The following is a 26,449-nucleotide window of genomic DNA, read 5'->3' as shown; positions in this document are numbered from 1 at the left end:
GTACGGATAGCGTCTGCACTATGTCTGATGCTGCGCAGCCCACCGCTGCCGAGGTACGTGCCGCCGCCGAGGCGGTCAAGACCGCGCTCGACCGCCACCTGGCCGCGGTCGAACGCAGGTCGGGCGAGGACGATCCGGCCGTGTACGAAGCGTTCAACGAACTCGCCGCCGCGGCGGAGGAGTACGACGAACTCCTCTACGACCGCTACGACGAGGTCACGCCCTTCGAGATCCCCGGTACCGACGACGCGTTGCCGCCCTACCAGGGCCCGGCGCAGGCGAAGGCGCTGAGCGTGCTGATCCGCCGCGACTACGCCGTGGCGGAACCGCAGCGGCTGCTCGCCCAGGCGCAGCGGGTCGCCGACCTCGACGCGGACGGGCCGGGAGGGACCGGTCCGGCCGACACCGTGCACGGCGCGCTCGGCGTCCTCTTCGGGGAGTTCGAACCGGACGAGATCGCCTCCCGGCACAAGGAGTTCGGCCTGGAGGAGGGCGATTCCACGCTGTGGGTCACCGCGGCGGACGTCACCGCCGAGCCGGGGGAGTGGCTGGGCGCCCCCTTCGACCAGGCCGACCCGCACCGGGTGGTCTGCCGCTTCGACGTCAGCTCGGTCTTCGACGACGAGCTGGATCACGACGGACTCGACGGCCTGGACGGACTCGACGGGCTCGACGCGGACCCCGACATCGACCCGGATGTGGCCGTGCCTCTCGACGACATCGACGAGGTCGAGGAAGCCGATGTGACTGACGCGCCGGATGTGACTGGCGACGTGGCTCATGGGGCTGCCGTGCCTGATGTGGCGAAGGGGGCGAATCGGGCGGACGAGGCAGGTGATGCTCGTGAGACCGGTGGGGCGGAGCCCGGTGTGCGGGAAGCCGGTCGCTGACGCCCTTCACGGACGTCTCCCTCGGTGGGCGCGCCGTCCCCTCAAGGGGGCGGCGCGCTCGTTCGTGGAGCAGGGCCGGGCCGCGCCCGTGGCGCCGCCCGGCTCAGCGGCTCAGGGCGCCGCCGAGGGGACCTGGGGGCGCAGCAGCGTCCGCAGGCGCGTCGTACGGTCCTTCCAGAGGCGCTCCGCCACCGCGCGCGGCAGGGCCTGTTCGACGCCCTGCACGACCGACAGGTGCCGCTCGCCCCGGGTGAACGCCGTGTAGACCCACGGCCGGGTCAGCGTCTGCGCCGCGTCGCCGGGGAGCACCACGACCACGGCGGGCCAGCGCAGCCCGGCCGCCTGATGTGCCGTGAGCGCCCAGGCGTGCCGCACCTCCCGCTCCACCCGCTCCCTGCGTACGAGCACGGGGTCGCCGTCGCACTCCAGGTGCAGCCCCTCCGCGTCGGCCCGCACCACGCGGCCGAGCGTCGTGTGGCCCGCCGCCGGGACGTGGGCGACCCGGTCGCCGGGGTCGAAGCCGCCGAACCGGCCGGGGCCGGGGTTCAGCCGCTCCTTCAGCGCGGCGTTGAGCGCGCGGGTGCCGGCGGCGCCGCCGTGCCCCGGTGTGATGACCTGCGTCTGCTCGGCGGGCACGCCGATCGCCCTCGGCACCGAGTCCGCGACGAGCTGCACCGTGCGGTGGATCGCCTCGGCGGCGTCGCGCACCGGGACCAGCACGACCTCCTTGCCGGGCGCCTCGACCGCGTTCAACTCGCCGATGCCGATGCCGGACGTCAGCTCGCCGAGGGGGCCGGGGTCCGGGGTGCGGGAGACGACGTGCGGGCAGCAGCGGGCGGCGACGAGGTCGGCGAAGACCCGTCCGGGGCCCGCCGACCACAGCACGCCCGGATCGCCGCTGAGCACCAGGCGGGCGCCGTCCGGCAGGGACTCCACGAGCATCGCCGCGGACTCCACGTCCAGCTGCGGGGCGTCCAGGACCACCAGCAGGTCAAGGGCGAGGGCACCGTCGGCGTCGCGTCCGGGGCCCTGCGCGCCGGAGAGCAGTCCCGCGACGGTCACGGCCGCCTCGTGTGTACCGGTCGCTTGCGCGAGGCGGCGCCGGCCGTCGGCGCTGTGGGCGGCCGCGCACACCGGAGGCCGAGCGCGGCGGCGGCGGCCACCAGCGCGGCGGGCTCCGAGCGCGCCGCCTCGCCACCGGAGTGCAGCACGAGGCCGTGCCCGCCCACGGCACGGATCAGCTCGGCCGTGGACCCGGAAGCCTCGGCCGCGGCTGCCTCCCAGTCGGTGTCACGGGGGCCAGGGCCGTCCTCCTTGGGCAGGGAGTTGATGATCCGGGCGAGTCCGTCGGCGAGGCTCTCCTCCGCCATGGCGTACCGCTCCAGGCCGATCAGGACGCGGACCGGGCGCTCCTGCTCTTCCTGTCCGCCCTCCGGCCCTTGCCCGCCCTCGTCGTCCGAGCGCTGGACCGGCACCGTCTCGGCTCCTTCGAGGGCGTCCTGGAAGACCAGGGCGTCGCCCTCCGCCAGGGCGCCGTGCACCGCGGCATCCGGGTCGGGCACCGCGCGCTGCCCCAGGGCCGCGGTCAGCGCGGCGGCGTCCAGGGCGGTGTGTCCCGCGACGGCGGCCTGCTCCAGGAGCCACACGGTGATCGCGCGGCCCCTGCGCTCGTCGCCGGGACCGCAGTCGGGGCCGAGCAGTGCCCTCGCGAACCCGTCGGCCTGCTCGGGGCGGACACCGCCGACCCGCAGCAACTGCCAGGGGTCCGCGCGCAGTCGGTCGTCCGCGCCCTCGCCGAGCGTGGCCGCCGTCGGCGCGGCGAGCGTCTCCGGCGCGCCTCCTTCGGCGAGCACGGCACGGACCGCGGCGACACTCTCCTCGGCGGGCGCCGCCTCAGTGGCGGGGTGCGGCCGTACGGGCTCCCGCGCGGGTGGCGGGGTGGGCCTGCGCCGCGCGGGCTCGGGCTCGCGGAAGGCACCGACGACGGGCTTCTCGCCGCTCTCCACGGCACGCACGGCGGCGAGCAGGTCGGCGGCCGTCCCGCTCAGCTTCGTCCCGGCCTCGATGGGCCCTTCCTTGGACGCCTTGCGCTGCTCGATCCGCTCCCGCAACTCCCGCTGCGCGGCGATCTCCGCCTCGGCCTCGGACAACGCGACGGCTTCGGCGCTTTCGGCCGCGCCTTCTGCCGCTGCCCCGCCGACGCCTTCCTCCTCGCCTGGCCCGGCGGGGGCCGACGGTCCCTCGGGCAGCCCGGCGGCTGCCGACGGCCCCTCGCCCGGCCCGGCAGATACTGACGGGGTCTCGGACAACGCGGCGGCCGCGGCGTTCTCGGCCGCGCCTTCTGCGGCCGTCCCGTCGGCGTCCTCCACCGTGCCCGGCCCGGCGGCTGCCGACGGAGGGGTGGCCGGCCCGGCGGCCTCGGTGCTTTCGGCTGCGCCTACTGCGGCTGTCCCGCCCACGTCCTCCTGGGCGCCCGGCCCGGCGGGCGCCGGCGGAGTCTCGGACCACGCGGCGGCCTCGCGGCTCTCGGCCGTGTCTTCCGCTGCCGTTCCGCCCGTGTGTTCCTCCCCGCCGGGCTCGGCGGCTGTCGACGGAGGGGCGACCGGCCCGGCGGCCTCGGCACTCCCGCCCCCGTTCTCCTCCGCACCCGGCCCGGCGGGCGCCGGCGGAGTCTCGCCCGGCCCGGCGGGCGACTCCGCTCGCTCCGCGGCAGCGGCTCCGGGGTCCTCCGCGGCAGCGGGTTCCGTACTCACAGCGTGCTCCAGTCGTGATCGGGATAGCGGTGCACGGGCGCCGACACATCGTCGAGCGCCTGGCAGATCTCGTCAGGAAGACTAAGGCTCTCCACTGACAATGCGGCCGTGAGCTGCTGCGCGTTGCGCGCGCCGACGATCGGGGCCGTCACTCCGGGGCGGTCGCGCACCCAGGCCAGGGCGACCTGGAGCGGGGTCGCCGCGAGTCCGTCGGCGGCCGTCGCGACCGCGTCGACGATGTGCCCCGCCGCGTCGTCCAGGTACGGCGCGACGAAGGGCGCCATGTGGTCGGAGGCGCCGCGCGAGTCGGCGGGGGTCGCGCGGCGGTACTTCCCGGTCAGTACTCCCCGGCCGAGCGGCGAGGAGGGCAGGAGGCCCACTCCCAGGTCGATGGCGGCGGGCAGCACCTCGCGCTCGACGCCGCGCTGGAGCAGGGAGTACTCCATCTGCGTACTGGCGATACGGGTGCGCGCGCCCGGCATCGAGAGCTGCCACGTCGCGGCCTTGGCGAGCTGCCAGCCGCAGAAGTTGGAGACGCCCGCGTAGCGCGCCCGGCCGGTGCTGACCGCGATGTCGAGGGCCTGAAGCGTCTCGTCCAGCGGGGTGCGTGGGTCGAAGGCGTGCACTTGCCACAGGTCCACGTAATCCGTGCCGAGGCGGGCGAGCGAGGCATCGAGCGCGGAGAGCAGATGGCCCCGGGAGCCGTCGAAGCGCCGCTCGGGATCGGGGACGCTGCCCGCCTTGGTGGCGATGACCAGATCGCGCCGGGAGACGAGCCGCTCGATCAGGCGGCCGAGCAGATACTCGGACTCGCCGTCGCCGTACACGTCGGCCGTGTCGACGAGCGTGCCGCCCGCCTCCCAGAACACCTTCAACAGCTCGGCGGCGTCGCTCTCCTCGGTATGGCCCCACGTGAGGGTGCCGAGTCCGATGCGGGACACGCGCAGGCCGGTCCGGCCGAGATGCCTCTGCTCCATGGGCGCTGAGATTACTGGCCACACCCCGGCGACGGGCGAGCCTGTGGACAAACCCGCGACTGTGGAGAACTCGGCCGCCCATCAGGGGAACCGACCAGCCCCTGACGGATCCCGCGCCCGCGCGCTACAGTCCCCGGCACAGGCACGTTACTCATGAGTACAGCGGTTAGGGGATCGGCCATGCAGCTCGGGATCAACCTCGGCTACTGGGGCGCCGGGATGGACGCGGACAATCTCGCGGTCGCCAAGGAGGCCGACCGGCTCGGCTACGCGGTCTGCTGGGCCGCGGAGGCGTACGGCTCGGACGCCGCGACGGTGCTGACCTGGGTGGCCGCGCAGACCGAACGCATCGACGTCGGGTCCGCGATCTTCCAGATCCCGGCCCGGCAGCCCGCGATGACCGCGATGACGGCCGCCACCCTCGACTCGCTCTCCGGCGGCCGGTTCCGCCTCGGCCTCGGTGTCTCGGGCCCCCAGGTCTCCGAGGGCTGGTACGGCGTGAAGTTCGACAAGCCGCTGGCCCGCACGCGTGAGTACGTCGAGATCGTCCGCAAGGCCATGACGCGCGAGCGCCTCTCCTACGAGGGCGAGCACTGGACGCTCCCGCTGCCCGGCGGCCCCGGCAAGCCCATCAAGCTGACCGTCCACCCGCAGCGCGAGCACATCCCGCTCTACATCGCCGCGATCGGCCCGAAGAACCTGGAGCAGACCGGCGAGATCGCCGACGGCGCCCTGCTGATCTTCCCGGCCGCCGAGCACCTGGAGGAGACCGCGCTGCGGCACCTGCGCGCCGGACGCGAGAAGGCGGGCAAGACCATGGAGGGCTTCGACGTCGTCCCGACGGTGCCGCTCGCGGTCGGCGCGGACGACCAGGTCGACGCCCTCGCCGACATGTTCCGGCCCTACACCGCGCTGTACGTCGGCGGCATGGGCAGCCGCAAGCAGAACTTCTACAACCAGCTCGCGCGGCGCATGGGCTACGAGAAGGAGGCCGCCGAGATCCAGGACAAGTACCTGGCGGGCGACAAGGACGGCGCGGCGGCCGCCATCCCGCGACAGCTGATCGACTCGACGACGCTGCTCGGTTCCGTGGAGCGGATCGCCGACCGGATGCAGGCCTACGCGGCGGCCGGTGTCACCACCCTCACGCTGGCGCCCGCGGGTTTCACGCTGGAGGAGCGGATCGCCGCGCTGCGGGCCGGCACCGAGGCGCTGGAACGCGCCGGACTGGCGTAACGAGGGGAGAGGGATTTCTGCGGCCGTGGTGGGGGCTCGGGGGGTCTTCCCCGCCACGGCCGTCACGCGGAACAACGCGCCACGGGCGCCCTCGGTTACGGCCTCGGGCCCGCCGTCGACGTCCTTCGGCCGGCCCACTCGCCCCGCACACCTGTTGCCCGGTGGCGGGCCTCGCATTTGACTTCGTCTTCGCGGAGGTCCACGTCCAGGGGCATGGAGGTGCCAGTGATGCTTTCGGCCAGGAGCGTCTTCGAGAACGGCCGCATCGCCGCCCTCGTTCCGGCGAGTGAGCGCGCGTTCGTGCCCAAGATCACCCGGCACGGCGCCGACGAGGACAAGCACGGCCGGATCTTCCGCGCCCTGATGAAGAGGCGCGGCCTGCGCCCCGTCGACGTACCGCACGAGACGGACTACACGATGCTGCTGGAGAAGCACGGCATCGGCCTCGCCCACGAGCGGCTGAAGACCGACCGGGAACTGACTGTCCGGGACATCGTCACCTATCTCGCGCACAGCCGGGTCACCGAACAGCGCGCCGCCGAGCAGATGCGGCTGCTGCTCAGGTACTTCGCCGACCACCCGGAGATCGGCCGTGCCGTCCGGATGATCTCGGAGGACGAGGACAACCACCTCGCGTACTGCCACGAGGAGCTGCTGCGCTTCGCGTCCGCCGGGTACGGCCACACCATCCAGCGCGTCCTGCGCGACTACGCGCTCGCCGAGATCCGCGTCCACCGCGACGTGAGCCTCGCCGTGCTGGACCACACGGGGCGCATCCTCCACTGGCCGCCCACCAAGCGGAAGGTGCTCGCCACCGGCATCCACGCCGCGTACACGTACGAGCGGCTCGGCGGCTGGCGGCGGATGGTCTCCCTGAAGCGGCCCGAGCGGCGCGACGCACTGAGCGGCCCTGCGGCCCCGGCGCCCGAGTACACCTAGGCCGCCTCTCCGAAGAGAAGGGCCACCTCTCCGAAGAAGCGGCCTACAGCCAGCCGCGGTGCTTGAACATGCGGTACAGGAGCACTTCCAGGACGACCATCACGACGATCACGGCCGGGTACGTCCACGTCCAGTGCAGCTCCGGCATGTGGTCGAAGTTCATGCCGTAGATCCCCGCGATCATCGTCGGGACCGCGGCCATGGCCGCCCACGCCGAGATCTTCCGCATGTCGTCGTTCTGCCGCACGCTCATCTGCGCCAGATGCGCGGACAGGATGTCCGACACGAGCCGGTCGAGGCCCTCCACCGATTCGTTGACGCGCGTCAGGTGGTCGTTGACGTCCCGGAAGAAGGGCTGCGCCGTCTCGTCAGCGAACGGCACCGGAGGGCCGAAGGGGCCCGCTCCGGAGAGGCGCGCCAGCGGCAGGGACAGCGGCCCGGTCGCCCGGCGGAATTCGAGGATCTGCCGCTTGAAGTTGTAGATCCTGGACGCCGTGTGGCGCGAACCGCCGCCGTCCGGTGAGAAGACCTCCGTCTCCAGGACCTCCAGGTCCTCCTGGAGCTCGTCGGCGACCTCCAGGTAGTGGTCGACGGAGGCGTCGGCGATCGAGTACAGGACCGCCGTGGGCCCGTGCTTCAGGACGTCCGGGTCGGCCTCCAGGCGGTCGCGCACGGCACCGAGCGGGGCGCCCTCGCCGTGCCGGACGGTCACCACGAACGAGTCGCCCACAAAGATCATGACCTCGCCGGAGGAGACGTTGTCGGTGTTCGGCTCGTACACCACCGGCTTCAGGACCATGAACAGCGAGTCGTCGTACACCTCCAGCTTCGGCCGCTGATGGGCCTTGAGGGCGTCCTCCACGGCCAGCGGATGAAGCCCGAACTCCTCGCTGACCTTGTCGAACTCGCTCTCGGTCGGTTCGTGCAGGCCGATCCAGACGAACGCCTCGCCCGTGGACCGCGCCTCGTCCAGGGCGTCGGAGAAGTCATGCGGGCCCTCGCGGCGACGACCCTCTCGGTAAATGGCACAGTCGACAATCACACCGCACATAGTTCCCAGCCACCCCGGAGGTATCACTTCTCCGGCGCTTAGGCTGGTCCGCATGCCCACGCTGATCCTCGTCCGGCACGGACGCTCCACCGCCAACACCGCGGGTCTGCTCGCCGGGTGGACCCCCGGTGTGGCCCTCGACGAGCGCGGCGCCGAACAGGCCGCCGCGCTGCCCGCCCGGCTGGCCGGCATCCCCCTCGCCGAAGTCGTCACGAGCCCCTTGCAGCGCTGCCGGGAGACCGTCGCGCCGCTGCTCGCCGCCCGCCCGGGGCTCCAGGCGCACACCGAGGACCGCATCGGGGAGTGCGACTACGGCGACTGGTCGGGCCGCAAACTCGCCGAGCTGGCCGACGAGCCGCTGATGGAGGTCGTCCAGCGGCACCCGTCCGCCGCCGCCTTCCCCGGCGGCGAGTCCATGCGCGCCATGCAGACGCGCGCCGCCGAGGCGGTGCGCGAGTGGAACGCGCGCGTGGAGCGCGACCACGGCGAGGACGCCGTCTACCTGATGTGCTCCCACGGGGACATCATCAAGTCCCTGGTCGCGGAAGCCCTCGGGCTCCACCTCGACCTGTTCCAGCGCATCTCCGTGGAGCCCTGCTCCGTCACCGTCATCCGCTACACCCGGCTCCGCCCCTTCCTCGTACGCCTCGGGGACACCGGCGACTTCGCCTCGCTGGTCCCGAGGGAGGAGCCGCCGGGCGACGACGCGACGGTGGGGGGCGGTGCGGGCGCACCGTGATCGTCGCCCGCAGTAGGGTGAAGCGGTTGAAGCAGCAGCCCCCTTGCAGTCGATCCAATGGAGACAGGACGTGTCCCGTCAGGTGTTCCTCTACGACCCCCCGGAGCGTTTCGTCGCGGGAACGGTCGGGCTGCCCGGACGGCGTACCTTCTTCCTCCAGGCCTCGGCGGGCGTCAGGGTGACCAGCGTCGCCCTGGAGAAGACCCAGGTGGCCGCGCTCGCCGAGCGCATGGAGGAACTCCTCGACGAGGTGGTGCGCCGCAGTGGGGGCAACGCCGCCGTGCCGGCCGTCGCGCCCGCCGAGATCACCGACAGCGCGCCGCTGGACTCCCCCGTGGAGGAGGAGTTCCGCGTCGGCACGATGGCGCTCGCCTGGGACGGCGAGGAGGAGCGCATGATCGTCGAGGCACAGGCCCTCGTCGAACTGGACGCCGAATCCGAGGACGACCTCGCCGAAGCCGAGGAGAAGCTCCTCCAGGACGAGGAGAACGGCCCGCCGATGCTCCGCGTCCGGCTCACCGGCGCCCAGGCCCGCGCGTTCGCCAAGCGGGCCCTGGACGTCGTGAACGCGGGCCGCCCGCCGTGCCCGCTGTGCAGCCTCCCGCTCGACCCGGAAGGACACGTATGCCCGCGTCAGAACGGATACCGGCGGGGAGTGTGACCACCGACCCCGGCACGCTCCTCACGCACGGCGAGCTGACCGTGCGCGGGCGGATCCGCGAGGCCTCGAACGCGGTGCTCTACTGCACGGTCGCGTACGAGAGCGAGGAAGCCCCCTGCGTCTACAAACCAGTCGCCGGGGAGCGTCCCCTGTGGGACTTCCCCGACGGCACGCTCGCCCAGCGCGAGGTCGCCGCGTACGAGGTGTCGCGGGCCACCGGCTGGGACCTCGTGCCGCCGACCGTGCTGCGCGACGGGCCCTACGGCCAGGGCATGTGCCAGCTGTGGATAGAGCCCTCGGGCGACGAGGCGCTGCTCGCCCTGGTCGACGCCGACGAGCCGGAAGAGGGCTGGAAGGCGGTCGGGCGCGCCCAGATCGACGAGGACCGCACCGCGCTGCTGGTGCACGCGGACGACCCCCGGCTGCGGCGGCTCGCGGTGCTCGACGCCGTGATCAACAACGGTGACCGCAAGGGCGGCCATCTGCTGGCCGCCGGAGGGCGCCTCTACGGCATCGACCACGGCGTCACCTTCAACGCCGAGGACAAGCTGCGCACGCTGCTGTGGGGCTGGGCGGGGGAGCCGCTGACCGAGGAGGCCGTCGAGGTCCTCCAGGCCCTGCGGGACGCCCTCAAGGAGGGTGCCGCCCTCGCCGAGCGGCTCGCCGGGCTCATCACGGCGGCGGAGACCGACGCACTGCGCGCGCGGGTGGACGCCCTGGTGGAATCCGGCCGCCATCCCGAGCCGTCGGGCGAGTGGCCCGCCATCCCCTGGCCGCCGGTGTAAGGCACCGCGCAGGGCCTTGCACAGGCCGGGCGGCGCCACAAGAGGGCCCGTCCGGCCATCGAACGATGATCCCCACTCGTATACGGACGCCCCGTCCGGTTAGGCTCAGGTCATGCATGCCTGGCCCGCTTCTGAGGTCCCCGCCCTTCCTGGCAAGGGCCGCGACCTCCGGATCCACGACACCGCGACCGGTGAGCTCGTCACCCTCGACCCCGGTCCCGTCGCCCGTATCTACGTCTGCGGCATCACTCCGTACGACGCGACCCACATGGGTCACGCGGCGACCTACAACGCGTTCGACCTCGTGCAGCGCGTGTGGCTCGACACCAAGCGGCAGGTTCACTACGTCCAGAACGTGACCGACGTGGACGACCCGCTTCTGGAACGCGCCAACCGCGACGGCAAGGACTGGGTCGAGCTCGCCGAGGGCGAGACCGCTCTGTTCCGCGAGGACATGACCGCGCTGCGGCTCCTGCCGCCGCAGCACTACATCGGGGCCGTCGAGGCGATACCCGGCATCGTGCCGCTCGTCGAACGCCTCCGGGACATGGGCGCCGCCTATGAACTGGAGGGCGACACCTACTTCTCCGTCGAGTCCGACCCCCACTTCGGGGAGGTGTCGGGGCTCGACGCCGCCGCCATGAAGCTGCTCTCCGCCGAGCGCGGCGGCGACCCCGAGCGCCCCGGCAAGAAGAACCCCCTCGACCCGATGCTCTGGATGGCGGCCCGCGAGGGCGAGCCGAGCTGGGACGGCGGCTCCCTGGGCCGCGGGCGGCCCGGCTGGCACATCGAGTGCGTGGCCATCGCCCTGGACCACCTCGGGATGGGCTTCGACGTGCAGGGCGGCGGCTCCGACCTCACCTTCCCGCACCACGAGATGGGCGCCTCGCACGCCCAGGCGCTGACCGGCGAGTACCCCTTCGCCAAGGCGTACGTCCACGCCGGCATGGTCGCCCTGGACGGCGCGAAGATGTCGAAGTCCAAGGGCAACCTCGTCTTCGTCTCGAAGCTGCGGCGCGACGGCGTCGACCCGGCGGCGATCCGCCTCGCCCTGCTCGCGCACCACTACCGCGCGGACTGGGAGTGGACCGACGCCGTCCTCACGGAGGCCGTGGAGCGGCTCGGCCGCTGGCGCGCGGCGGTGTCCCGCCCCGACGGGCCCGCCGCCGAGGCGGTCGTCGAGGAGATGCGGGAGGCGCTCGCGAACGACCTCGACGCGCCGGCCGCGCTGGCCGCCGTCGACCGTTGGGCCGCCCGTCAGGCCGCCGAGGGCGGTACGGACGAGGGCGCGCCCGGTGTCGTATCGCGTGCGGTGGACGCGCTGCTCGGCGTGGCCCTGTAGCACCCGCCCCCTGAATGGGCCGCTCCACAAATCCAGGAGCGGCCCAGCAAAGTCCATGGCCCCGGCGGGGGTCGACGCGCTAGACCTCCGCCATGAGATCTCCCACGCGCTTCAGATCGGCGGTCGCCGCCGCCCTGCTGGGCCTCCTCGCGGCGTTCGCGGTGCCCGGCGGCGACGCCCCCGCGCAGGCCGACGACGACGGTGCCACCACCGTCGGGGACGTCACCGGCTTCGATCACGCGGGCGGCGTCTACCGCCTGAGCGCGGGCCAGGCCGTGGCCCGCGTCAGCTTCGTCTCCCCGGAGACCTTCCGGCTCGAACTCGCCCCCGACGGCACGTTCACCGACCCGACGGGCAAGGACATCGTCCTGCCGCAGGGCCGCGCCCCGCACACCAAGTGGCGCGAGAAGAGCGACCGCTACGAGCTCAGCACCTCCAAGGTGACGCTGCGCGCCTACAAGTCGCCGCTGCGCTTCGCCCTGTACCGCGCCGACGGCACCCGCCTGTGGGCCGAGACCAAGGGCCTGTCCTGGACGAAGGACACCACCACGCAGAGCCTCGCCCGCGGCGCCGACGAGCAGTTCTACGGCGCCGGCATGCAGAACGGCCGCGGCAACACCTCGCACCGCGGCAAGAAGGTCGAGGTCGCCGTCGACTACAACTGGAACGACGGCGGCCACCCCAACTCCGTGCCCTTCTACCTCTCCTCGGCCGGGTACGGCGTCTTCCGCAACACCTACTCCCCCAATACGTACGACTTCGCCGAGCCCGTGACCGCCACCGCGAAGGAACAGCGCTTCGACGCCTACTACTTCGCCGGGCGCGGCTCCGACGCGGCCAAGGACGTCATCGGCCAGTACACGAAGCTCACCGGCAAACCATTCCTGCCGCCCATCTACGGCATGGAGATAGGCGACGCCGACTGCTACCTCCACAACGCCAACCGCGGCGAGAGGCACACCCTGGACGCCCTCAAGGTCGCCGACGGCTACGTCGAGCACGACATGCCGAACGGCTGGATGCTCGTCAACGACGGCTACGGCTGCGGCTACGAGAACCTCGCCGAGACCTCCAAGGGACTCGCCGAACGCAAGATGAAGCTGGGCCTGTGGACCGAGGACGGCCTCGACACGATCGCCGAGCAGGTCAAGGCGGGCCAGCGCGTCGCCAAGCTGGACGTCGCCTGGGTCGGCGACGGCTACAAGAAGGCGCTGGACGGCTGCAAGGACGCGTACCAGGGCATCGAGGACAACAGCGACGCCCGCGGCTTCACCTGGGCCCCCGAGAGCTGGTCGGGCGCCCAGCGCTGCGGGGTCCAGTGGTCCGGCGACCAGAGCGGCAGCTGGGAGTACATCCGCTGGCAGATCCCGACGTACGCCGGGTCCACCATGTCCGGCCTCGCCTACACGACCGGTGACGTCGACGGCATCTTCGGCGGCAGCCCCAAGACGTACGTACGCGACCTCCAGTGGAAGATGTTCCTGCCCGTCACCATGACGATGGACGGCTGGGCCGCAAGCGACAAGCAGCCCTTCCGGTACGGCGAGCCCTACACCTCCATCAACCGCGAGTACCTCAAGCTGCACGAATCGCTGCTGCCCTACCTCTACTCGTACGCCCACGAGGCGACCGAGACCGGCGTCGGCGCCGTGCGGCCGCTGGCCCTGGAGTACCCCGACGACCCGAAGGCGGCGACCGACGCCGCCAAGTACGAGTTCCTGACCGGCGAGGACTTCCTCGTCGCCCCCGTCCACAAGGACGCCACCACCCGCGACGGCATCTACCTCCCCAAGGGCACCTGGACCGACTACTGGAGCGGCCGCACCTACCAGGGGCCGACCACGATCGACGGCTACAACGCGCCCCTCGACACCCTGCCGCTGTTCGTCAGGGGCGGCGCGAGCGTGCCGATGTGGCCGGGCGGCATCCGGTCCTACGAGGACAGGAAGGCGGACTCACCGCTCGCCTGGGACATCTACCCGCAGGGGAAGTCCTCCTTCGAGCTGTACGAGGACGACGGCGTGACCCGGCAGCACCGCGACGGGAAGTACGCCACGCAGCGCGCCGACGTACGGGCCCCCCGCTCCGGCGCGGGCGACGTGAGCGTGCGGATCGGCGCGAGCAAGGGCCACTTCGCCGGAAAGCAGAGCACCCGGCCCTACGCCTTCACGCTGCACACCGGGGACGCGCCGAGCCGCGTGGAGCTGGACGGGCGCGGGCTGCCGCGGCTCGCGTCGGAGGCCGCGTACGAGAAGGCGGCGCGGGGCTGGTTCTACGACCGGGACGACCGGGGCGGTGTGGTGCGGGTCAAGACGGCTTCCCTGCGCACCGACCGCGCCTTCGCGCTGACCCTCGACGACACCAGCGCGGTCGGCGGCGCCGTGCCCGGAGCAGCCGCCGCCGTCGGCGCGCCCGCGGGCCAGGAGCTGGGCGCGGGCACGCCGGGCAAGGTCGCCGTCGACGTCACGGCGGGCACGAAGGACGCCACCGACGTCGAGGTCACCCTCGACGTGCCCGAGGGCTGGAGCGCCGACACCGCGAAGGCCGACCGGATCCCGGCGGGCACCACGCGCCGCGTCGAGGTGGCCGTCACTGCGGCCAAGGACGCGAAGCCGGGTGAGCAGCCGCTGACCGCGAGCGCCCGCTACCGCTCGGCGGGCCAGGAACGCACCGCCGTGCAGCGGTTCGCGCTCGGCGTGATGCCCGAGGCACCGGGCAGGGACACCTGGGCGAGCGACATGGTGTGGCTGAAGTCCACCAACGGCTACGGGCCGGCCGAACGCGACCGCAGCAACGGCGAGTCGGGCGCCGCCGACGGCCGGACGCTGACCCTCGCGGGCAAGGCCTACGAGAAGGGGATCGGCACGCACGCGGACTCCGTCATCGAGGTCTATCCGGGCGGGCGCTGCACGAAGTTCACCGCCGACGTGGGCATCGACGACGAGATCAACGGCTACGGGGAGGTGGCCTTCTCCGTCGAGGCCGACGGCAAGGTGCTGTGGACCTCGCCGAAGGTGACGGGCGCCTCGGCGACCGTGCCGGTCGACGTCGACGTGCGCGGCGCCCGGCATGTGGAGCTCAAGGTGCGGGACACCAACGGCTCCAAGAGCGGGGACCACGCGGACTGGGCGGCGGCCAGGTTCAGCTGCGGGTAGGAAGTGGGTGACAGGGGCGGAGGGAGCAGTCCCTCCGCCCCGTGCCGACCGGCGGAATCTCTCAGTCGTCCGAGGAATCCGAGGAATCCGAGGAACCCTCGGCATCCGAGGGGCTCTCGCCGTCGCCCTCGCTCTCACCCTCCGCGACCGGCCCCTCCGCCACGGGTCCTTCGGCCACCGGCCCCTCCGCGTCCTGTCCGGGCCGCTGGGTGGGCTTGGGCTTCGGGGGGCGGGTGCGGTCGCTCGGCGGGGTGTCGCGGGAGAACGTCCCGCCGCCCTCGCCGCCGCCGTCGCGGCGCCGCAGATAGCGCTCGAACTCCCGGGCGATGGCCTCGCCCGAGGCCTCCGGGAGCTCGGCGGTGTCCCGCGCCTCCTCCAGCGACTGGACGTACTCGGCGACCTCGCTGTCCTCGGCGGCCAGCTGGTCCACGCCGAGCTGCCAGGCCCGCGCGTCCTCGGCCAGCTCACCCAGCGGGATGCGCAGGCCGATCAGGTCCTCCAGGCGGTTGAGGAGCGCGAGCGTCGCCTTCGGGTTCGGCGGCTGCGAGACGTAGTGCGGGACGGCCGCCCAGAGGCTGACCGCCGGGACGCCCGCGTGCGTGCACGCCTCCTGAAGGATGCCGACGATGCCCGTCGGACCCTCGTACTTCGTCTCCTCCAGGTCCATGGTGCGCGCCAGGTCGGCGTCGGACGTCACACCGCTGACCGGGACCGGGCGGGTGTGCGGGGTGTCGCCGAGCAGCGCCCCCATGATCACCACCAGCTCGACGCCCAGTTCGTGCGCGAAGCCGAGGATCTCGTTGCAGAACGACCGCCAGCGCATGGACGGCTCGATCCCGCGGACCAGGACGAGGTCGCGCGGCTTGTCGCCGCCGACGCGGACCACCGAGAGCCGGGTCGTCGGCCATGTGATCTTGCGTACCCCGTCGTCGAGCCAGACGGTCGGGCGGTTGACCTGGAAGTCGTAGTAGTCCTCGGCGTCCAGCGCCGCGAACACCTCGCCCTTCCACTCCTTGTCGAGGTGCGCGACCGCGGCGGAGGCGGCGTCGCCGGCGTCGTTCCAGCCCTCGAACGCGGCCACCATGACCGGGTCGACCAGCTCGGGAACCCCCTCGAGCTCGATCACCCAGGCCTCCTTCCGATGTTCCCTTGCGTACGCCCCAACCTTACGGCGTCCGAAGGGGCCCCCAGCAGCCCCCTCGGTCGGGGGAATGCGTGATCACTGCCCACCCTCGGCGGCGGGAAACGGCGGGAAACGGCAGGTTCACGCGGGCCGGTACCACCGTCACAGCGTGGAACGCAGCCACTGCTCCACACTCGCGATGTGCACCGTCGCCCACGACCTGGCCGCCTCCGCGTCGCGGTCGCGCAGCGCCGTGAGGATCGCGCGGTGCTCGTGCAGCGTGCGGCTGACGGCGTCCTCCTGGGTCAGGCCGCGCCAGATGCGGGCCCGGGTGGTGGGCCCGGAGAGGCCGTCCAGCAGGGAGCACAGCACGGAGTTCCCCGACGACTGGACGATGCCGCGGTGGAACTCCAGGTCGCAGGCGACCAGCTCCTCCACGGACGGGGCGGCCCCCAGCTCGTCCAACTGCTGGGTCAGCGCGTCCAGTTCCGCCTCGCTGATGCGGGCGCAGGCCATCGCGGTGGCCGCCGGTTCCAGGATGCGGCGTACGGCGAGGAACTCCAGGACCGTGTCGTCGCGGTGGAAGTCGACGACGAAACTCAACGCCTCCAGGAGGAGTTGGGGGTCCAGACTCGTCACGTATGTGCCGTCGCCCTGGCGCACATCGAGGATGCGGATCAGCGACAGCGCGCGGACCGCCTCGCGCAGGGAGTTGCGGGAGAGGCCGAGGTCGGCGGCGAGTTCACTCTCCTTGGGCAGCCGGTCGCCGGGGCGCAGCGCGCCGGAGACGATCATGCCCTTGATCTTCTCGATGGCCTCGTCGGTGACAGCCATGGGGACCTCGCCTCAGGAATCAGAGAACCAACAGACATCCGATGTGCGAGCTGATTATGTCCCCTGCGCTGCGCGGCTTCAGCCGAAGCGTTCGATCCTGATCCGGTCCACCGGCTGGCCGCCCTCCACCAGGAGCCGAGAGGCGTGCTCCGCGAACCCGTTGGAGCCGCAGACGTACGCCTCCCAGCCGCCCTCGGGCCGCCGCGCTCCGCCGAGGAAGGGCGCCAGGTGGCCGGCGTTCAACCGGCCTTCGGTGCGGGTCAGCACGACGCTGGTCTCGTCCGCGTACTCGTCGGCGTAGATCAGGTCCTCGGGCGTGCGCGCGGAGACGATCAGCCGCAGCGGCACGGTGAGACCCGCGAGGCGGTGGTGGCGGATCATCGACATCAGCGGGACCACGCCCGACCCGGCGCCGAGCAGCAGCGCGGGGCGGTCGCCCGGCCACGCGAAGAAGCCGGACAGCGGCCCGCGCACCTCGACCGTGTCGCCGACCCGCGCGACGGTGTGCAGATGCCCCGACACCTCGCCGCCCGGCACATGGTCGAGGGTCAGCTCGATCTCGCCGCTGCCGTCGGGCGCGGAGGCGATCGAGTAGTGCCGCTGGGCGACATAGCCGTCCGCGGCCGTGAGCCGCAGCATCAGGTGCTGGCCCGGCAGGTGCCCCTGCCAGTCGGGGGCCTTGAGGCGGAACGTCGAGACGGCCGCCGTCTCCCGGCGGATCTCCGTGATCAGCGCCCGCTGCCACAGGGCGGCGGCGCGGTTGCTCACGGCGATCCGGCCGGGCACGGCGAAGCGCGTCGGCGGCACGAAGGTGCCCTGCGAGTTCTCAGTCACCTGCGTAGCGCTCCTCGGCCCACGGGTCGCCCCGGTGGTGATAGCCGTTCTGCTCCCAGAAGCCCGGCTCGTCGCGGTCCAGGAGGCGCAGCCCCGCGATCCACTTGGCGCTCTTCCAGAAGTAGAGGTGGGGGACGATCAGCCGGGCCGGGCCGCCGTGCTCGGCGGGCAGCGGCTCGTCCCCGTACTCCCAGACGATCCACGCCTTGCCGTCGCTGACGTCGCTCAGCGGCAGGCTGGTGGTGTAACCGGTGTGGGAGTACGCGACGACGTGCGTGGCGCCGGGCAGCGGGCGGGCGGCGGCCAGGAAGGTGTCCAGGCTCACCCCGCCGAAGCGCACCCCGAACTTGGACCAGCTGGTCACGCAGTGGATGTCGCCTCGGTACTCGGAGCCGGGCAGCGCGTGCGCCTCGTCCCAGCTCCAGGTGTGCGGGGCCGCCACGAGGCCGTCCACGCGGAACGTCCAGTCGGCGGCGGCCAGGTGCGGCGTCACCTCGGCCGACAGGACGGGCCAACCGTCGCGCGCGTCGTATTGGCCCGGCGGCAGGCGCGGGTCGCGGTCGGCGGCGCGGGCGCGGCCGGTGAAGCCGCGGGTGGGCTCGCGGGTGGTGGTCCGCTCGTCGTACGTCATACGGTGCTCGTCACTTCGGGGTCGGTCGCCGCGTCCCGCAGGGCGCGCAGGACAGCCGGTTCGTCCAGCGTACGCAGGGTGCGCCCGCGCATCAGAATCCGCCCGTCGACGACGGTGTCCCGCACGTCCGCGGCCGTGGCGGCGTACGCGAGCGTCGACCAGGGGTCGTGCCGGGGCGCGAGGTGCGGCCGGTCCAGGTCGACGACGACGAGGTCGGCGCGCTTGCCCGCCTCCAGCGAGCCCAGTTGAGCGTCGAGACCGAGCGCCCGCGCCGACTCGATGGTCGCCATCCGTACGGCCTGCTCGGCGCCGACCGCCGTGGGGTCGCCGCCGGCCTTGTGCACCAGCGCGGCCATCTTCACCGCGCCCAGCAGATCGAGTGTGTTGGAGCTCACGGCGCCGTCCGTGCCGAGGCCCACCGTGACGCCCGCGTCGAGCAGCTCCGGTACGCGCGCGATGCCGCAGCCCAGCTTGAGGTTGGACACCGGGCAGTGCGCGACGGCCGTACCGGTGCGGGCCAGCGTCACGATCTCCGCGTCCGTGAGGTCGACGGCGTGCGCGAGCAGCGTGTCGGGGCCGAGGACGCCGAGCGAGTCGAGCAGCTCCACCGGGCGCATGCCGTGCCGCTCGGTGACCATCGCCACCTCGCCCGCGTTCTCGGCGGCGTGCAGGTGCAGCAGCGCGCCGTGCTCGCGGGCCAGCGCGGATATCTCCGTCAGCTGCGCGGGGTCCAGCGTGTACGCGGAGTGCGCGAAGACGACGGGGCGGGTACCCGGCGGGGGCGTACGGGACTTCAGGTCGGCCGCCGCCCAGCCGGCGCGCTCCGCGTAGGCGCGGCCGTCCGGCGGGCCCGGCACGTCCATGAACGTCGGCCCGGTCAGCAGCCGCCACCCGGCCTCGCGCGCCACCGACTCGGCCGCCTCGTGGAACCAGTACATGTCGAGGGCGGTGGTCACCCCGCCCCGCACCGATTCGGCGATCGCGGCGCCGAGGGCGGCCGTCACCGTGGTGGGGGAGAGGATCGCGGCCTCGCGCGGGATCACGCGGGCCAGGAAGCCCTGGAGGGTGACGTCGTCGGCGATGCCCCGCATGAGGTTCATCGCGAGGTGCGTGTGGGTGTTGATGAGACCCGGCAGCACGAGGCAGCCTTGGGCGTCGATCTCCTCGGCGGCCTCGTACGCTGCGCGCAGCCGCCCGGCGGGGCCCACCTCGACGATCCGGCCGTCCCGGACCGCCACCGCGCCGTCCGCGACGACCGTGCCCGAGGCGTCGACGGTCAGCACGTCGCCGCCGTGCACCAGCAGGTCGAGGGAGCCGCCGCGGGCCTGGGCGGGCAGGTCGGTGAGCTGCATGGGTTCTGTTCTCCCTGGTCGCCGGGGTCGGACGTCAGTGCTCGGCCGCGGCCAGCAGACGCAGCGCGTCCAAGGCTATCCGGGCGCCCCGGTCGACCCCTTCGGCCACCACGTCGCGGTGCGGGTCGTAGCCGCTCGTCGAGAACGGCGCGTCCTCGGCGACGAGTTCGTCCGCGTTCGCGCCGTCCACCACCAGCGCGCCGCCCGCCGTCAGGCCGTGCGTGGAGGCGAAGACGTACAGCGCGGACAGCTCCATCTCGATGGCGGCGATCCCGGCGGCCGTGTACGCCTCGCCGGGCAGCGGCAGGAAGCCCGGCTGGAACGCGGCCCGCGTCCACACCACGCCCCGGTGGTAGGGGGCGCCGGCCGCCCGCGCCGCGCGCTCCAGGGCGATGACCGCCTCCGGGGCGGAGAACGCCGGGTACTCGGCGGGGATCAGCTGCTGGGTCACGCCGTCGTCGCGTACCGCCGCGTCCGCGATGACCAGGTCGCCGTCGCGGATGCCGGGGCGGATCGCGCCCGCCGTGCCGAGCCGCACCATCGTGCGGACGCCCGCCTCGGCGAGCTCCTGGAAGAGCAGGATCGCGCCGGGGGCGCCGACGCCGTGCGAGGAGACGACGACCTCCGTGCCCTGCCAGGTGCCGGTGAAGGTGCGGTACTCACGGTGGTACGACACCTCCTTGGCGTCGGACAGCAGATCGGCGACGGCGGCCGCGCGGCCCGGGTCGCCGACCACGACGGCCTGGGCGGGCAGCCCGGTGCGCGGGACGCGGGTGATGGGCAGGGCGTCGGTGAGCGACGTCATGAGGAGGCTCCTACCAGGGGCTCGGGGTCCCGGGGCGCCGAGCCCCCGGCCTTGGGCCCCACGGACTTGAGGCGCTTACGCCGCTTGCGGCGCGCCGTGGACAGGAAGAGGGCGATGAGGGTCACCACGTAGGGGGCGGCGTCGGTCGCCTGCTGCGGCAGGCCGTTGCCCTGGAGCCGGAAGCCGACCGCCTCCGCGACCCCGAAGAGCAGCGCGGCGAGCAGCACGCCGAGCGGCAGCGCCCGGCCCAGCATGACCGCGACCACGGCGATCCAGCCGCGCCCCGCCGTCATGTTCTCCGAGAACAACGTGACGTTTCCGAGGGCGAGTTGAGCGCCCGCGAGACCGCACAGGACGCCGCTGGTGAGCACGGCCGCGTAACGGTACTTGGCCGGGCTCACGCCGAGCGTCGCCGCCGCGTCCGGCGCCTCGCCCACCCCGCGGAGCCGCAGCCCCCACGGGTGCCGGGAGAGGAACACGGCCGCGACGGCAACGGCCGCCCACGACACGTACACGAGAGGGGAGTGGCCGGAAAGCGCCGGCCCGACGAAGGGGACGGCCTCCAGACCCGGCAGGCCGATGTCGCCGAGGCCCGCCAGCTGCGGGTCGGAGAAGGTGCCCTGCACGCCGAAGACCGTACGCAGCAGGAACCCGGTCAGGCCGACGGCCAGGAGGTTGAGCGCGACCCCGAGGACGACGGCGTCACCGCGCAGCGTGATGGTTCCCACGGCGAGGATCATCGCGTACGCCGCCGAGGAGAGGGCGCCGAACAGGACACCGAGCCACGCGCTGCCGGTGGACCAGCTGCCCGCGACCGCGCTGAAGCAGCCGATCAGCATCATGCCTTCGAGGCCGATGTTGAACACGCCCGCCCGCTCGCAGATCGCGCCGCCGAGCGCGGCGAGCAAGATCGGGGTGAGGGCGAGCAGCGCCGAGTGGAACAGCGCGGAGTCGACGGACATCACAGGTCCCCCTTACGGCGTGCGGCCTTGGTGGCGCGCCGCCACGTCAGCTGGAGGCGCGCGGCGAGGAAGACGATGACGACGGCCTGAAGCACCTGGGTCAGCTCCCGCGGCACCTCGGTGGCCCGCTCCATGGCGAGCCCGCCGACGTCGAGCGCGGCGAAGAACAGCGCGGCGAGCGCTGTGCCGAGCGGCGCGGCGGAGGCGAGCAGCGCGGCGGTGAGCCCCGTCCACGTGTGTCCGGCGGCCGTCAGCGAGCCGTCGATGAAGCGGTACGGGAAGCTGAGCACCCCGATCGCGCCGACCAGCCCGGCGACCGCCCCCGACAGGCCCATCAGCCGCAGCGTCAGGCGCGGCCTGTCGACGCCCGCGTACGCCGCGAAGCGCGGATTGAGCCCCGTCATGCGGATCTCGTAGCCCGTGGCGGTGCGGGCGTCCGCGAAGGCGAACACCGCGGCGGCGAGCGCGACGAGCACGAGCCCCACGGTGACCGTCGAGGAGCCGAAGGCGGGCAGCGCGACACCGTCCGGCAGCCGCCTGGTCTGCGGCAGGCTGGAACCGTCCTCCTTGAGCGGGAAACGCGCGAGGTAGGAGGCGAACGACATCGCGGGATAACCGAGCAGCAGGCTGCTCACCAGCAGCGGTACGCCGAACCGGTTCTGGCAGACGGCGGCGAGCGCGGCGTAGGCGCCGCCGGCCAGCATCCCGGCGAGCAGCGCGGCGGCCACGGCGAGCGGCGCGGGCAGTGGGACGTAGAGCCCGGTGGCCGCGGCGGCGATCCCGCCGAGCACCAACTGGCCGTCACCGCCGAGGTTCAGCAGCCCCGCCCGCATCGGCAGGGCGAGCGCCACGGCGAGCCCGAGGATGCTGGTGCCGGTCGTCAGCGTGGACCCGATGCCGTCGGGCCCGAGGGCCCCGCTGATGACGGAGCCGTACGCCCCCACGGGGTCGGCGCCGGTCCCGACGAGGAACAGCGCACCGACGAGCACGGCGGCGACGACGGAGTGCAGCGCGGAGGAACGCAGCACGCGGGCCGCGCCCGCGCGCCCGGCGACCGAACTCTGAACGGCCATGTCAGGGGGCCTCCTTCGGGGGCGTGGGCGTGGGCGTGGCCGTGGGCGCAGGCGGGCGTGCGGGCGCAGGCGCAGGCGTGGGCTGGGCCTCGGCGGGCTTGTCCGCGGGTGGTGCGGCGCTTGGGCGGTCCACGGCCCCGGTGGACGCTTGCCGCCGCGGGCTAGGGGCTGGCCGCGGCACGGGCGAGACCACACCGCCGGGCGTTGGGACGCCGGCGGCCTGGCGGCCGGCGCTTCCGGTGTCGCTTCCGCTGCCCCGGCCACCGTCGCTGTCGCTGTTGCCGCCCCGGCCGCTTCCGCCGCCGTCACTTCCGCTGTCGCCCCTCCCGCCGCCCGCGCAGCGCCCCGCTCCCGCCATCGTCAGCCCCAGCGTCCTCTCGTCCGCCTCCGCGCGCGCGTACTCCGCCACGACCTCGCCCTCGTACATCACGAGGACCCGGTCCGCGAGAGAGCGGATCTCGCTCAGCTCCGCGGAGACCAGCAGGACCGCGTGGCCCGCGTCGCGGTGGGCGATCAGGTGGTCGTGGATCGTCTGCACGGCGCCGATGTCCACGCCCCGCGTGGGCTGCTCGACGACCAACAGCGGGGAGTCATGGGCGAGTTCACGGCCGATGACCAGCTTTTGCAGGTTGCCGCCCGACAGGGACCGGGCCGCGTGCCCGGTCGACGCCGCCTTGATGCCGAAGCGTTCGATCAGGGCCCGCGCATGCGCGCGGAGCCAGGCCGGGCGGAGCACGCCGTGCCCGCGGTGGTGGCCCATGGCGAGGTTCTCCGCGATCGTCGCCCCCGGCGCCGTGCCGACCGCCGAGCGGTCCTCGGGGACGTACGCGAGACCCGCCGCACGCCGTCCCGCCACCGTCGCGTCCGTGACGTCCCGCCCGGCGAGCGTGACGCGCCCCGCCGTCAGCGGCCGCAGGCCGGTGACCGCCTCGATCAGCTCCGACTGGCCGTTGCCCGCGACCCCGGCCACGCCGACGATCTCCCCGGCGCGGACCGTGAGCGAGACGTCCCGCACCCCGGCCGCCGTCAGCCCGGAGACCGACAGGACCTCGGCGCCCGGCGCGCCCACCGGATGCGTCCGGTCCAGCTCCACCGCGCGCCCCGTCATGGCCGCCGCGATGCCGTCCGCGCTCGTCTCGGCGGTCCGCATGCGCGCCGCCACCCGCCCGTCCCGCAGCACGGTCACCGCGTCACTGCCCTCCATGACCTCGCGCAGCTTGTGCGTGACCAGCAGGACGGTGCGGCCCTCGGTGGCGAGGGAGCGCAGCACGCCGAAGAGCGCGTCCGCCTCGGCGGGCGTCAGCACGGCCGTCGGCTCGTCCAGGATGAGCGTACGGGCGCCCCGGTAAAGGAGTTTGAGGATCTCCACGCGCTGGCGCACGCCGACCGGCAGGTCCCCGACCTTCGCCGCCGGATCGACGGCCAGCCCGTGCTCCTCCGCGAGCGCCGCCACCCGCCGCAGCGCCTCCCGGCGGTCGGTGAGACCGAACCGGCGCGGCTCGGCGGCGAAGACGACGTTCTCCGCGACCGTGAAGGACGGGAAGAGCTTGAAGCTCTGGTGCACCATCCCGAGCCCGGCCGCGATCGCCTCGCTCGGGCTCGCGAAGGACACCTCGCGACCGTCCAGCAGGACCTGCCCCGCGTCCGGCCGCTGGAGGCCGTACAGGACGGACATCAGCGTGGACTTGCCCGCGCCGTTCTCGCCCATCAGCGCGTGGATCTCACCGCGCCGGACCGTCAGGTCGACCCGGTCGTTGGCAAGCGTGCCGGGGAACTCCTTGGTGATGCCCCGCAGTTCGACGGCGGGCGCGCCGCCGGTGCCCTCAGGCGGCGGGGTCATCGACGGTCAGCTTCCCGGCGACGATCGCGTCACGCAGCTTCTCGACGCGCGTCAGCACGTCCTTGTGGGCGGGCTTCGCGATCAGGCACTTGGAGCCGGCTACCCCCGGCTCCAGACCGGTCAGCGACATACCGCCCTCTTTGAGGCCGTACGACACCGTGGTGCCGCCCTTGCCGTCGAGGATCTGCGCGATGCCCTTCTCCACGGCGACGTCGGTCTTCTTCAGTACGTTGTCGACGACGACACCCGGGCTGCCCGGGCACTGGTTGGCGTCCACGCCGTACGCCGCAAAGCCCTTGTCCTTCGCCGCCTGGAAGACGCCCGTGTTGCCGCCCGCGGCGGCGGCCATCACCTGGTCGGCCCCGCCCGAACGGAGCGTCGCCGCCTGGTCCTTGGCGCGCGCCGCGTCGTTGAACGGCGACTGCCCGCCCACGAACAGCGTCCGGGCGCTCACCTTCGGGTTCACCTTCTTCGCGCCCGCCGCGAACGGCTCGCTGTACCGCCGGAACTGCGGGGTGTCGAGCACGTCGACGGCCCCCACCTTCCCGCTCTCGGTGAGCAACCCGGCCTCGGCACCCGCCAGGTACACCGCCTCGTGCTCGCGGAACACGGCGCACGTGACGTTCTCGTACGTCTTCTTCGTGCACGCGTCGACGAGCAGGAACCGCTGCTTCGGATGCGCCTCGGCCTGCTGCGCCACGATGTCCGCGAACTCGAAGCCGACCAGCGCCACGACGTCGGGCGCGGCGTCCACGGCCGAGGCGACGTTCTGCTGGCGCGAGCCGTTGTCGCTGCTCTGGAAGACCTTCTGCGAGCCGCCCTGCGCCCTCGCCGCGGCCCGCACCCCGGTGACGGCCAGTTTGAGGAACTCGTTCTGGGCGACCGGGTCGGGCGTGACGAGCGTGAACGTCTTGCCGCCCCCGCCCTTGCCCGCGTCCCCGCCCTTGGCGGCGGCGTTGCAGCCGGTGGCGAGGAGCGCGGCACAGACGACGCCGGCGGTGGCGGCGGTGAGCCTCGGGGACGTACGCGTACGCAAGGACATGAGGAGCGCCTTCGTGGAGGTGCCCGGGAGCGGCCCGGGCGGTGGCGGGAGAGTCGTACGTGCGTGAGCGGCGTCGCTCAGCGAGAACAGCGGCGACAGCCACACATTCGGCGGCCACACGTGTGACGGCCGCAGGACACGGCGGGGCAGCGCGGCGCGGCGAGTGTCGCGGTCATGGGCTGCCTCCTCACGCCATGGATCGGACCGATCTGTCCTGGGTGGCGGTGAGAGTAGCACCGGGTTTCGGACACCCGCACGAACGTCTCGAAATGTGGTTCGCGCACGTCAGGTACGGTGACGGCACCCCTCCTCCCGTGGCCGGAATCGCCCCCATTCATTCGGAGTTGAGCACATGAACAGCCAGGACCTGCGCGCCGTGACATGGACGGCCGCCGCGGAGGACGGCGCGCCGTGCCTGTCCCTCATCGACCAGACGGCCCTTCCGCACGCGCTGGAACGGCTCGACGTCACGACGGTCGACGCGCTGATCGACGCGGTCGTGCGCCTCGTCGTCCGCGGGGCTCCCGCGATCGGCGCCGCGGGCGCGTACGGAGTGGCGCTCGCCATGGCGCAGGCGGAGCGCGACGGCTGGGACCGCGCCCGCCTGGACGCCGAGATCGCCCGCGTCCGCGCGGCCAGGCCCACCGCCGTGAACCTCATGGTGTGCGTGGACCGCGTGGCGGCGCGCGTCGACGAGGGCATCGCCGCGGTCCTCGCGGAGGCCGACGCGGTCGTCCGCGAGGACCTGGACGCCAACCACGCGATGGGCGCGCACGGCGCGGACTGGCTCCTCAAGCGCGTCGCCCCGAAGGGAGACCGCCCCTTGCGCGTCCTCACCCACTGCAACACCGGCGCCCTCGCCACGGCGGGCTGGGGCACCGCCCTCGGTGTCATCCGCGAACTCCACGCCCGGGGCCGCATCGAGGCGGTGTACGCCGACGAAACGCGCCCCCTGCTCCAAGGCGCGCGCCTGACCGCCTGGGAACTCGTCCAGGAGGGCATCCCGCACTACGTCCAGGCCGACGGCGCCGCGGCCGGCACGATCCTGCGCGGCGAGGTCGACGCGGCGATCGTCGGGGCGGACCGCATCGCCGCCAACGGCGACACGGCCAACAAGGTCGGCACGGTCGCCGTCGCCCTGGCGTGCGCGCACGCGGGCATCCCGTTCATGGTGGCGGCGCCCACCACGACGGTGGACCTCGGCACGGCCTCGGGCGACGGCATCCCCATCGAACTGCGCGGCGAGGACGAGGTGTTGGAGTGGTCCGGCGTCCGCACGGCCCCGGCGGCCTCGCGCGGCCACAACCCCGCCTTCGACGTGACTCCGGGCTCCCTGGTGACGGCGCTGGTCACGGAGCGCGGCGTACTGGAGGTGGCGGCGGGGGAGCTGCCGGGCACCCACCTGAGGTAGCGCCCGGAGCACCC

20 protein-coding genes and 2 pseudogenes are annotated in these 26,449 nt (G+C 73.3%); 9 read left to right on the top strand and 13 right to left on the bottom strand.

The features are described from left to right. The first annotated feature begins 20 nt into the window (after positions 1–20). Complete coding sequence (locus KKZ08_RS07635) at positions 21–890, top strand: hypothetical protein (protein WP_223773718.1); 870 nt, start codon at positions 21–23, stop codon at positions 888–890. A gap of 111 nt (positions 891–1,001) precedes the next feature. Here the strand turns inward: KKZ08_RS07635 and KKZ08_RS07630 are convergent. Beyond that, positions 1,002–3,259 (bottom strand): annotated as a pseudogene (locus tag KKZ08_RS07630) (ATP-binding domain-containing protein). Between the two features lie 380 nt (positions 3,260–3,639). Further along, positions 3,640–4,620 carry an aldo/keto reductase gene (locus KKZ08_RS07625; RefSeq protein WP_223773717.1) on the bottom strand — a complete coding sequence of 327 codons (981 nt, stop codon included), beginning with the start codon at positions 4,618–4,620 and terminating at the stop codon, positions 3,640–3,642. Between the two features lie 180 nt (positions 4,621–4,800). On the opposite strand from KKZ08_RS07625, the gene KKZ08_RS07620 reads away from it, so the two are divergent. Together KKZ08_RS07620 and KKZ08_RS07615 are read left to right on the top strand one after the other, a co-directional pair. Then, a complete protein-coding gene (locus KKZ08_RS07620) occupies positions 4,801–5,856 on the top strand; it encodes an LLM class F420-dependent oxidoreductase (RefSeq protein ID WP_223773716.1) in 1,056 nt (351 codons plus the stop codon). Between the two features lie 228 nt (positions 5,857–6,084). Beyond that, entirely contained in the window at positions 6,085–6,795 is a 711-nt protein-coding gene (locus tag KKZ08_RS07615) for a ferritin-like domain-containing protein (RefSeq protein ID WP_223773715.1), read from the top strand. 43 nt (positions 6,796–6,838) lie between these two features. Here the strand turns inward: KKZ08_RS07615 and corA are convergent, their stop codons facing one another. Then, positions 6,839–7,837: a magnesium/cobalt transporter CorA gene (corA, locus tag KKZ08_RS07610; RefSeq protein WP_223773714.1), complete on the bottom strand. Its 999-nt coding sequence runs from the start codon at positions 7,835–7,837 to the stop codon at positions 6,839–6,841. Between the two features lie 61 nt (positions 7,838–7,898). On the opposite strand from corA, the gene KKZ08_RS07605 reads away from it, so the two are divergent. The 5 genes from KKZ08_RS07605 to KKZ08_RS07585 all read left to right on the top strand — a co-directional run bounded on the left by KKZ08_RS07605 (position 7,899) and on the right by KKZ08_RS07585 (position 14,528). Beyond that, the gene (locus KKZ08_RS07605) at positions 7,899–8,585 is read left to right on the top strand and encodes a histidine phosphatase family protein (protein WP_223773713.1); all 687 of its coding nucleotides are present in this window, start codon (positions 7,899–7,901) and stop codon (positions 8,583–8,585) included. Positions 8,586–8,655: 70 nt separating this feature from the next. Then, positions 8,656–9,246: a DUF3090 domain-containing protein gene (locus tag KKZ08_RS07600; RefSeq protein WP_223773712.1), complete on the top strand. Its 591-nt coding sequence runs from the start codon at positions 8,656–8,658 to the stop codon at positions 9,244–9,246. Next, complete coding sequence (locus KKZ08_RS07595; RefSeq protein ID WP_223773711.1) at positions 9,210–10,031, top strand: SCO1664 family protein; 822 nt, start codon at positions 9,210–9,212, stop codon at positions 10,029–10,031. The genes KKZ08_RS07600 and KKZ08_RS07595 overlap by 37 nt, the downstream gene beginning before the upstream one ends. 112 nt (positions 10,032–10,143) lie before the next feature. Continuing rightward, positions 10,144–11,373, top strand: coding sequence for a cysteine--1-D-myo-inosityl 2-amino-2-deoxy-alpha-D-glucopyranoside ligase (gene mshC / locus KKZ08_RS07590; RefSeq protein ID WP_223773710.1), 1,230 nt, complete (start codon positions 10,144–10,146; stop codon positions 11,371–11,373). 92 nt (positions 11,374–11,465) lie between these two features. Continuing rightward, positions 11,466–14,528, top strand: a complete 3,063-nt coding sequence (locus KKZ08_RS07585; RefSeq protein WP_223773709.1) for an NPCBM/NEW2 domain-containing protein — start codon at positions 11,466–11,468, stop codon at positions 14,526–14,528. Between the two features lie 61 nt (positions 14,529–14,589). Here the strand turns inward: KKZ08_RS07585 and KKZ08_RS07580 are convergent, their stop codons facing one another. The 10 genes and pseudogenes from KKZ08_RS07580 to KKZ08_RS07535 form a co-directional block, all read right to left on the bottom strand. After that, the gene (locus tag KKZ08_RS07580) at positions 14,590–15,654 is read right to left on the bottom strand and encodes a PAC2 family protein (RefSeq protein WP_223773708.1); all 1,065 of its coding nucleotides are present in this window, start codon (positions 15,652–15,654) and stop codon (positions 14,590–14,592) included. A gap of 159 nt (positions 15,655–15,813) precedes the next feature. After that, entirely contained in the window at positions 15,814–16,485 is a 672-nt protein-coding gene (locus tag KKZ08_RS07575; protein WP_223773707.1) for a FadR/GntR family transcriptional regulator, read from the bottom strand. Between the two features lie 78 nt (positions 16,486–16,563). Next, positions 16,564–17,319, bottom strand: coding sequence for a ferredoxin reductase (locus KKZ08_RS07570; RefSeq protein ID WP_223773706.1), 756 nt, complete (start codon positions 17,317–17,319; stop codon positions 16,564–16,566). Next, positions 17,312–17,950 carry a sulfite oxidase-like oxidoreductase gene (locus KKZ08_RS07565; protein ID WP_223773705.1) on the bottom strand — a complete coding sequence of 213 codons (639 nt, stop codon included), beginning with the start codon at positions 17,948–17,950 and terminating at the stop codon, positions 17,312–17,314. Before KKZ08_RS07565 ends, KKZ08_RS07570 begins: the two co-directional genes overlap by 8 nt. Then, positions 17,947–19,302, bottom strand: a complete 1,356-nt coding sequence (locus KKZ08_RS07560; protein ID WP_223773704.1) for an amidohydrolase — start codon at positions 19,300–19,302, stop codon at positions 17,947–17,949. Before KKZ08_RS07560 ends, KKZ08_RS07565 begins: the two co-directional genes overlap by 4 nt. A gap of 34 nt (positions 19,303–19,336) precedes the next feature. Next, complete coding sequence (locus tag KKZ08_RS07555; RefSeq protein ID WP_223773703.1) at positions 19,337–20,107, bottom strand: nucleoside phosphorylase; 771 nt, start codon at positions 20,105–20,107, stop codon at positions 19,337–19,339. After that, positions 20,104–21,069 (bottom strand): ABC transporter permease, encoded by a 966-nt coding sequence (locus KKZ08_RS07550; protein WP_223773702.1) that lies wholly within the window; start codon positions 21,067–21,069, stop codon positions 20,104–20,106. The genes KKZ08_RS07555 and KKZ08_RS07550 overlap by 4 nt, the downstream gene beginning before the upstream one ends. Then, on the bottom strand, positions 21,069–22,142 hold the full coding sequence (locus KKZ08_RS07545; protein ID WP_223773701.1) for an ABC transporter permease: 1,074 nt from the start codon (positions 22,140–22,142) through the stop codon (positions 21,069–21,071). Before KKZ08_RS07545 ends, KKZ08_RS07550 begins: the two co-directional genes overlap by 1 nt. 349 nt (positions 22,143–22,491) lie before the next feature. Further along, positions 22,492–23,982 (bottom strand): annotated as a pseudogene (locus KKZ08_RS07540) (ABC transporter ATP-binding protein); the annotation flags it as partial. Continuing rightward, a complete protein-coding gene (locus tag KKZ08_RS07535; RefSeq protein ID WP_223773700.1) occupies positions 23,966–25,024 on the bottom strand; it encodes a BMP family ABC transporter substrate-binding protein in 1,059 nt (352 codons plus the stop codon). The gene KKZ08_RS07535 and the pseudogene KKZ08_RS07540, both read right to left, overlap by 17 nt. 352 nt (positions 25,025–25,376) lie before the next feature. Between KKZ08_RS07535 and mtnA the strand changes: the two genes are divergently transcribed. Beyond that, a complete protein-coding gene (mtnA, locus tag KKZ08_RS07530; protein WP_223773699.1) occupies positions 25,377–26,435 on the top strand; it encodes an S-methyl-5-thioribose-1-phosphate isomerase in 1,059 nt (352 codons plus the stop codon). Positions 26,436–26,449: the final 14 nt, after the last annotated feature.

The organism is Streptomyces sp. 135 (genome assembly GCF_020026305.1).
Taxonomy (GTDB): domain Bacteria; phylum Actinomycetota; class Actinomycetes; order Streptomycetales; family Streptomycetaceae; genus Streptomyces.
This window is presented reverse-complemented; position numbering and strand designations above follow the sequence as displayed.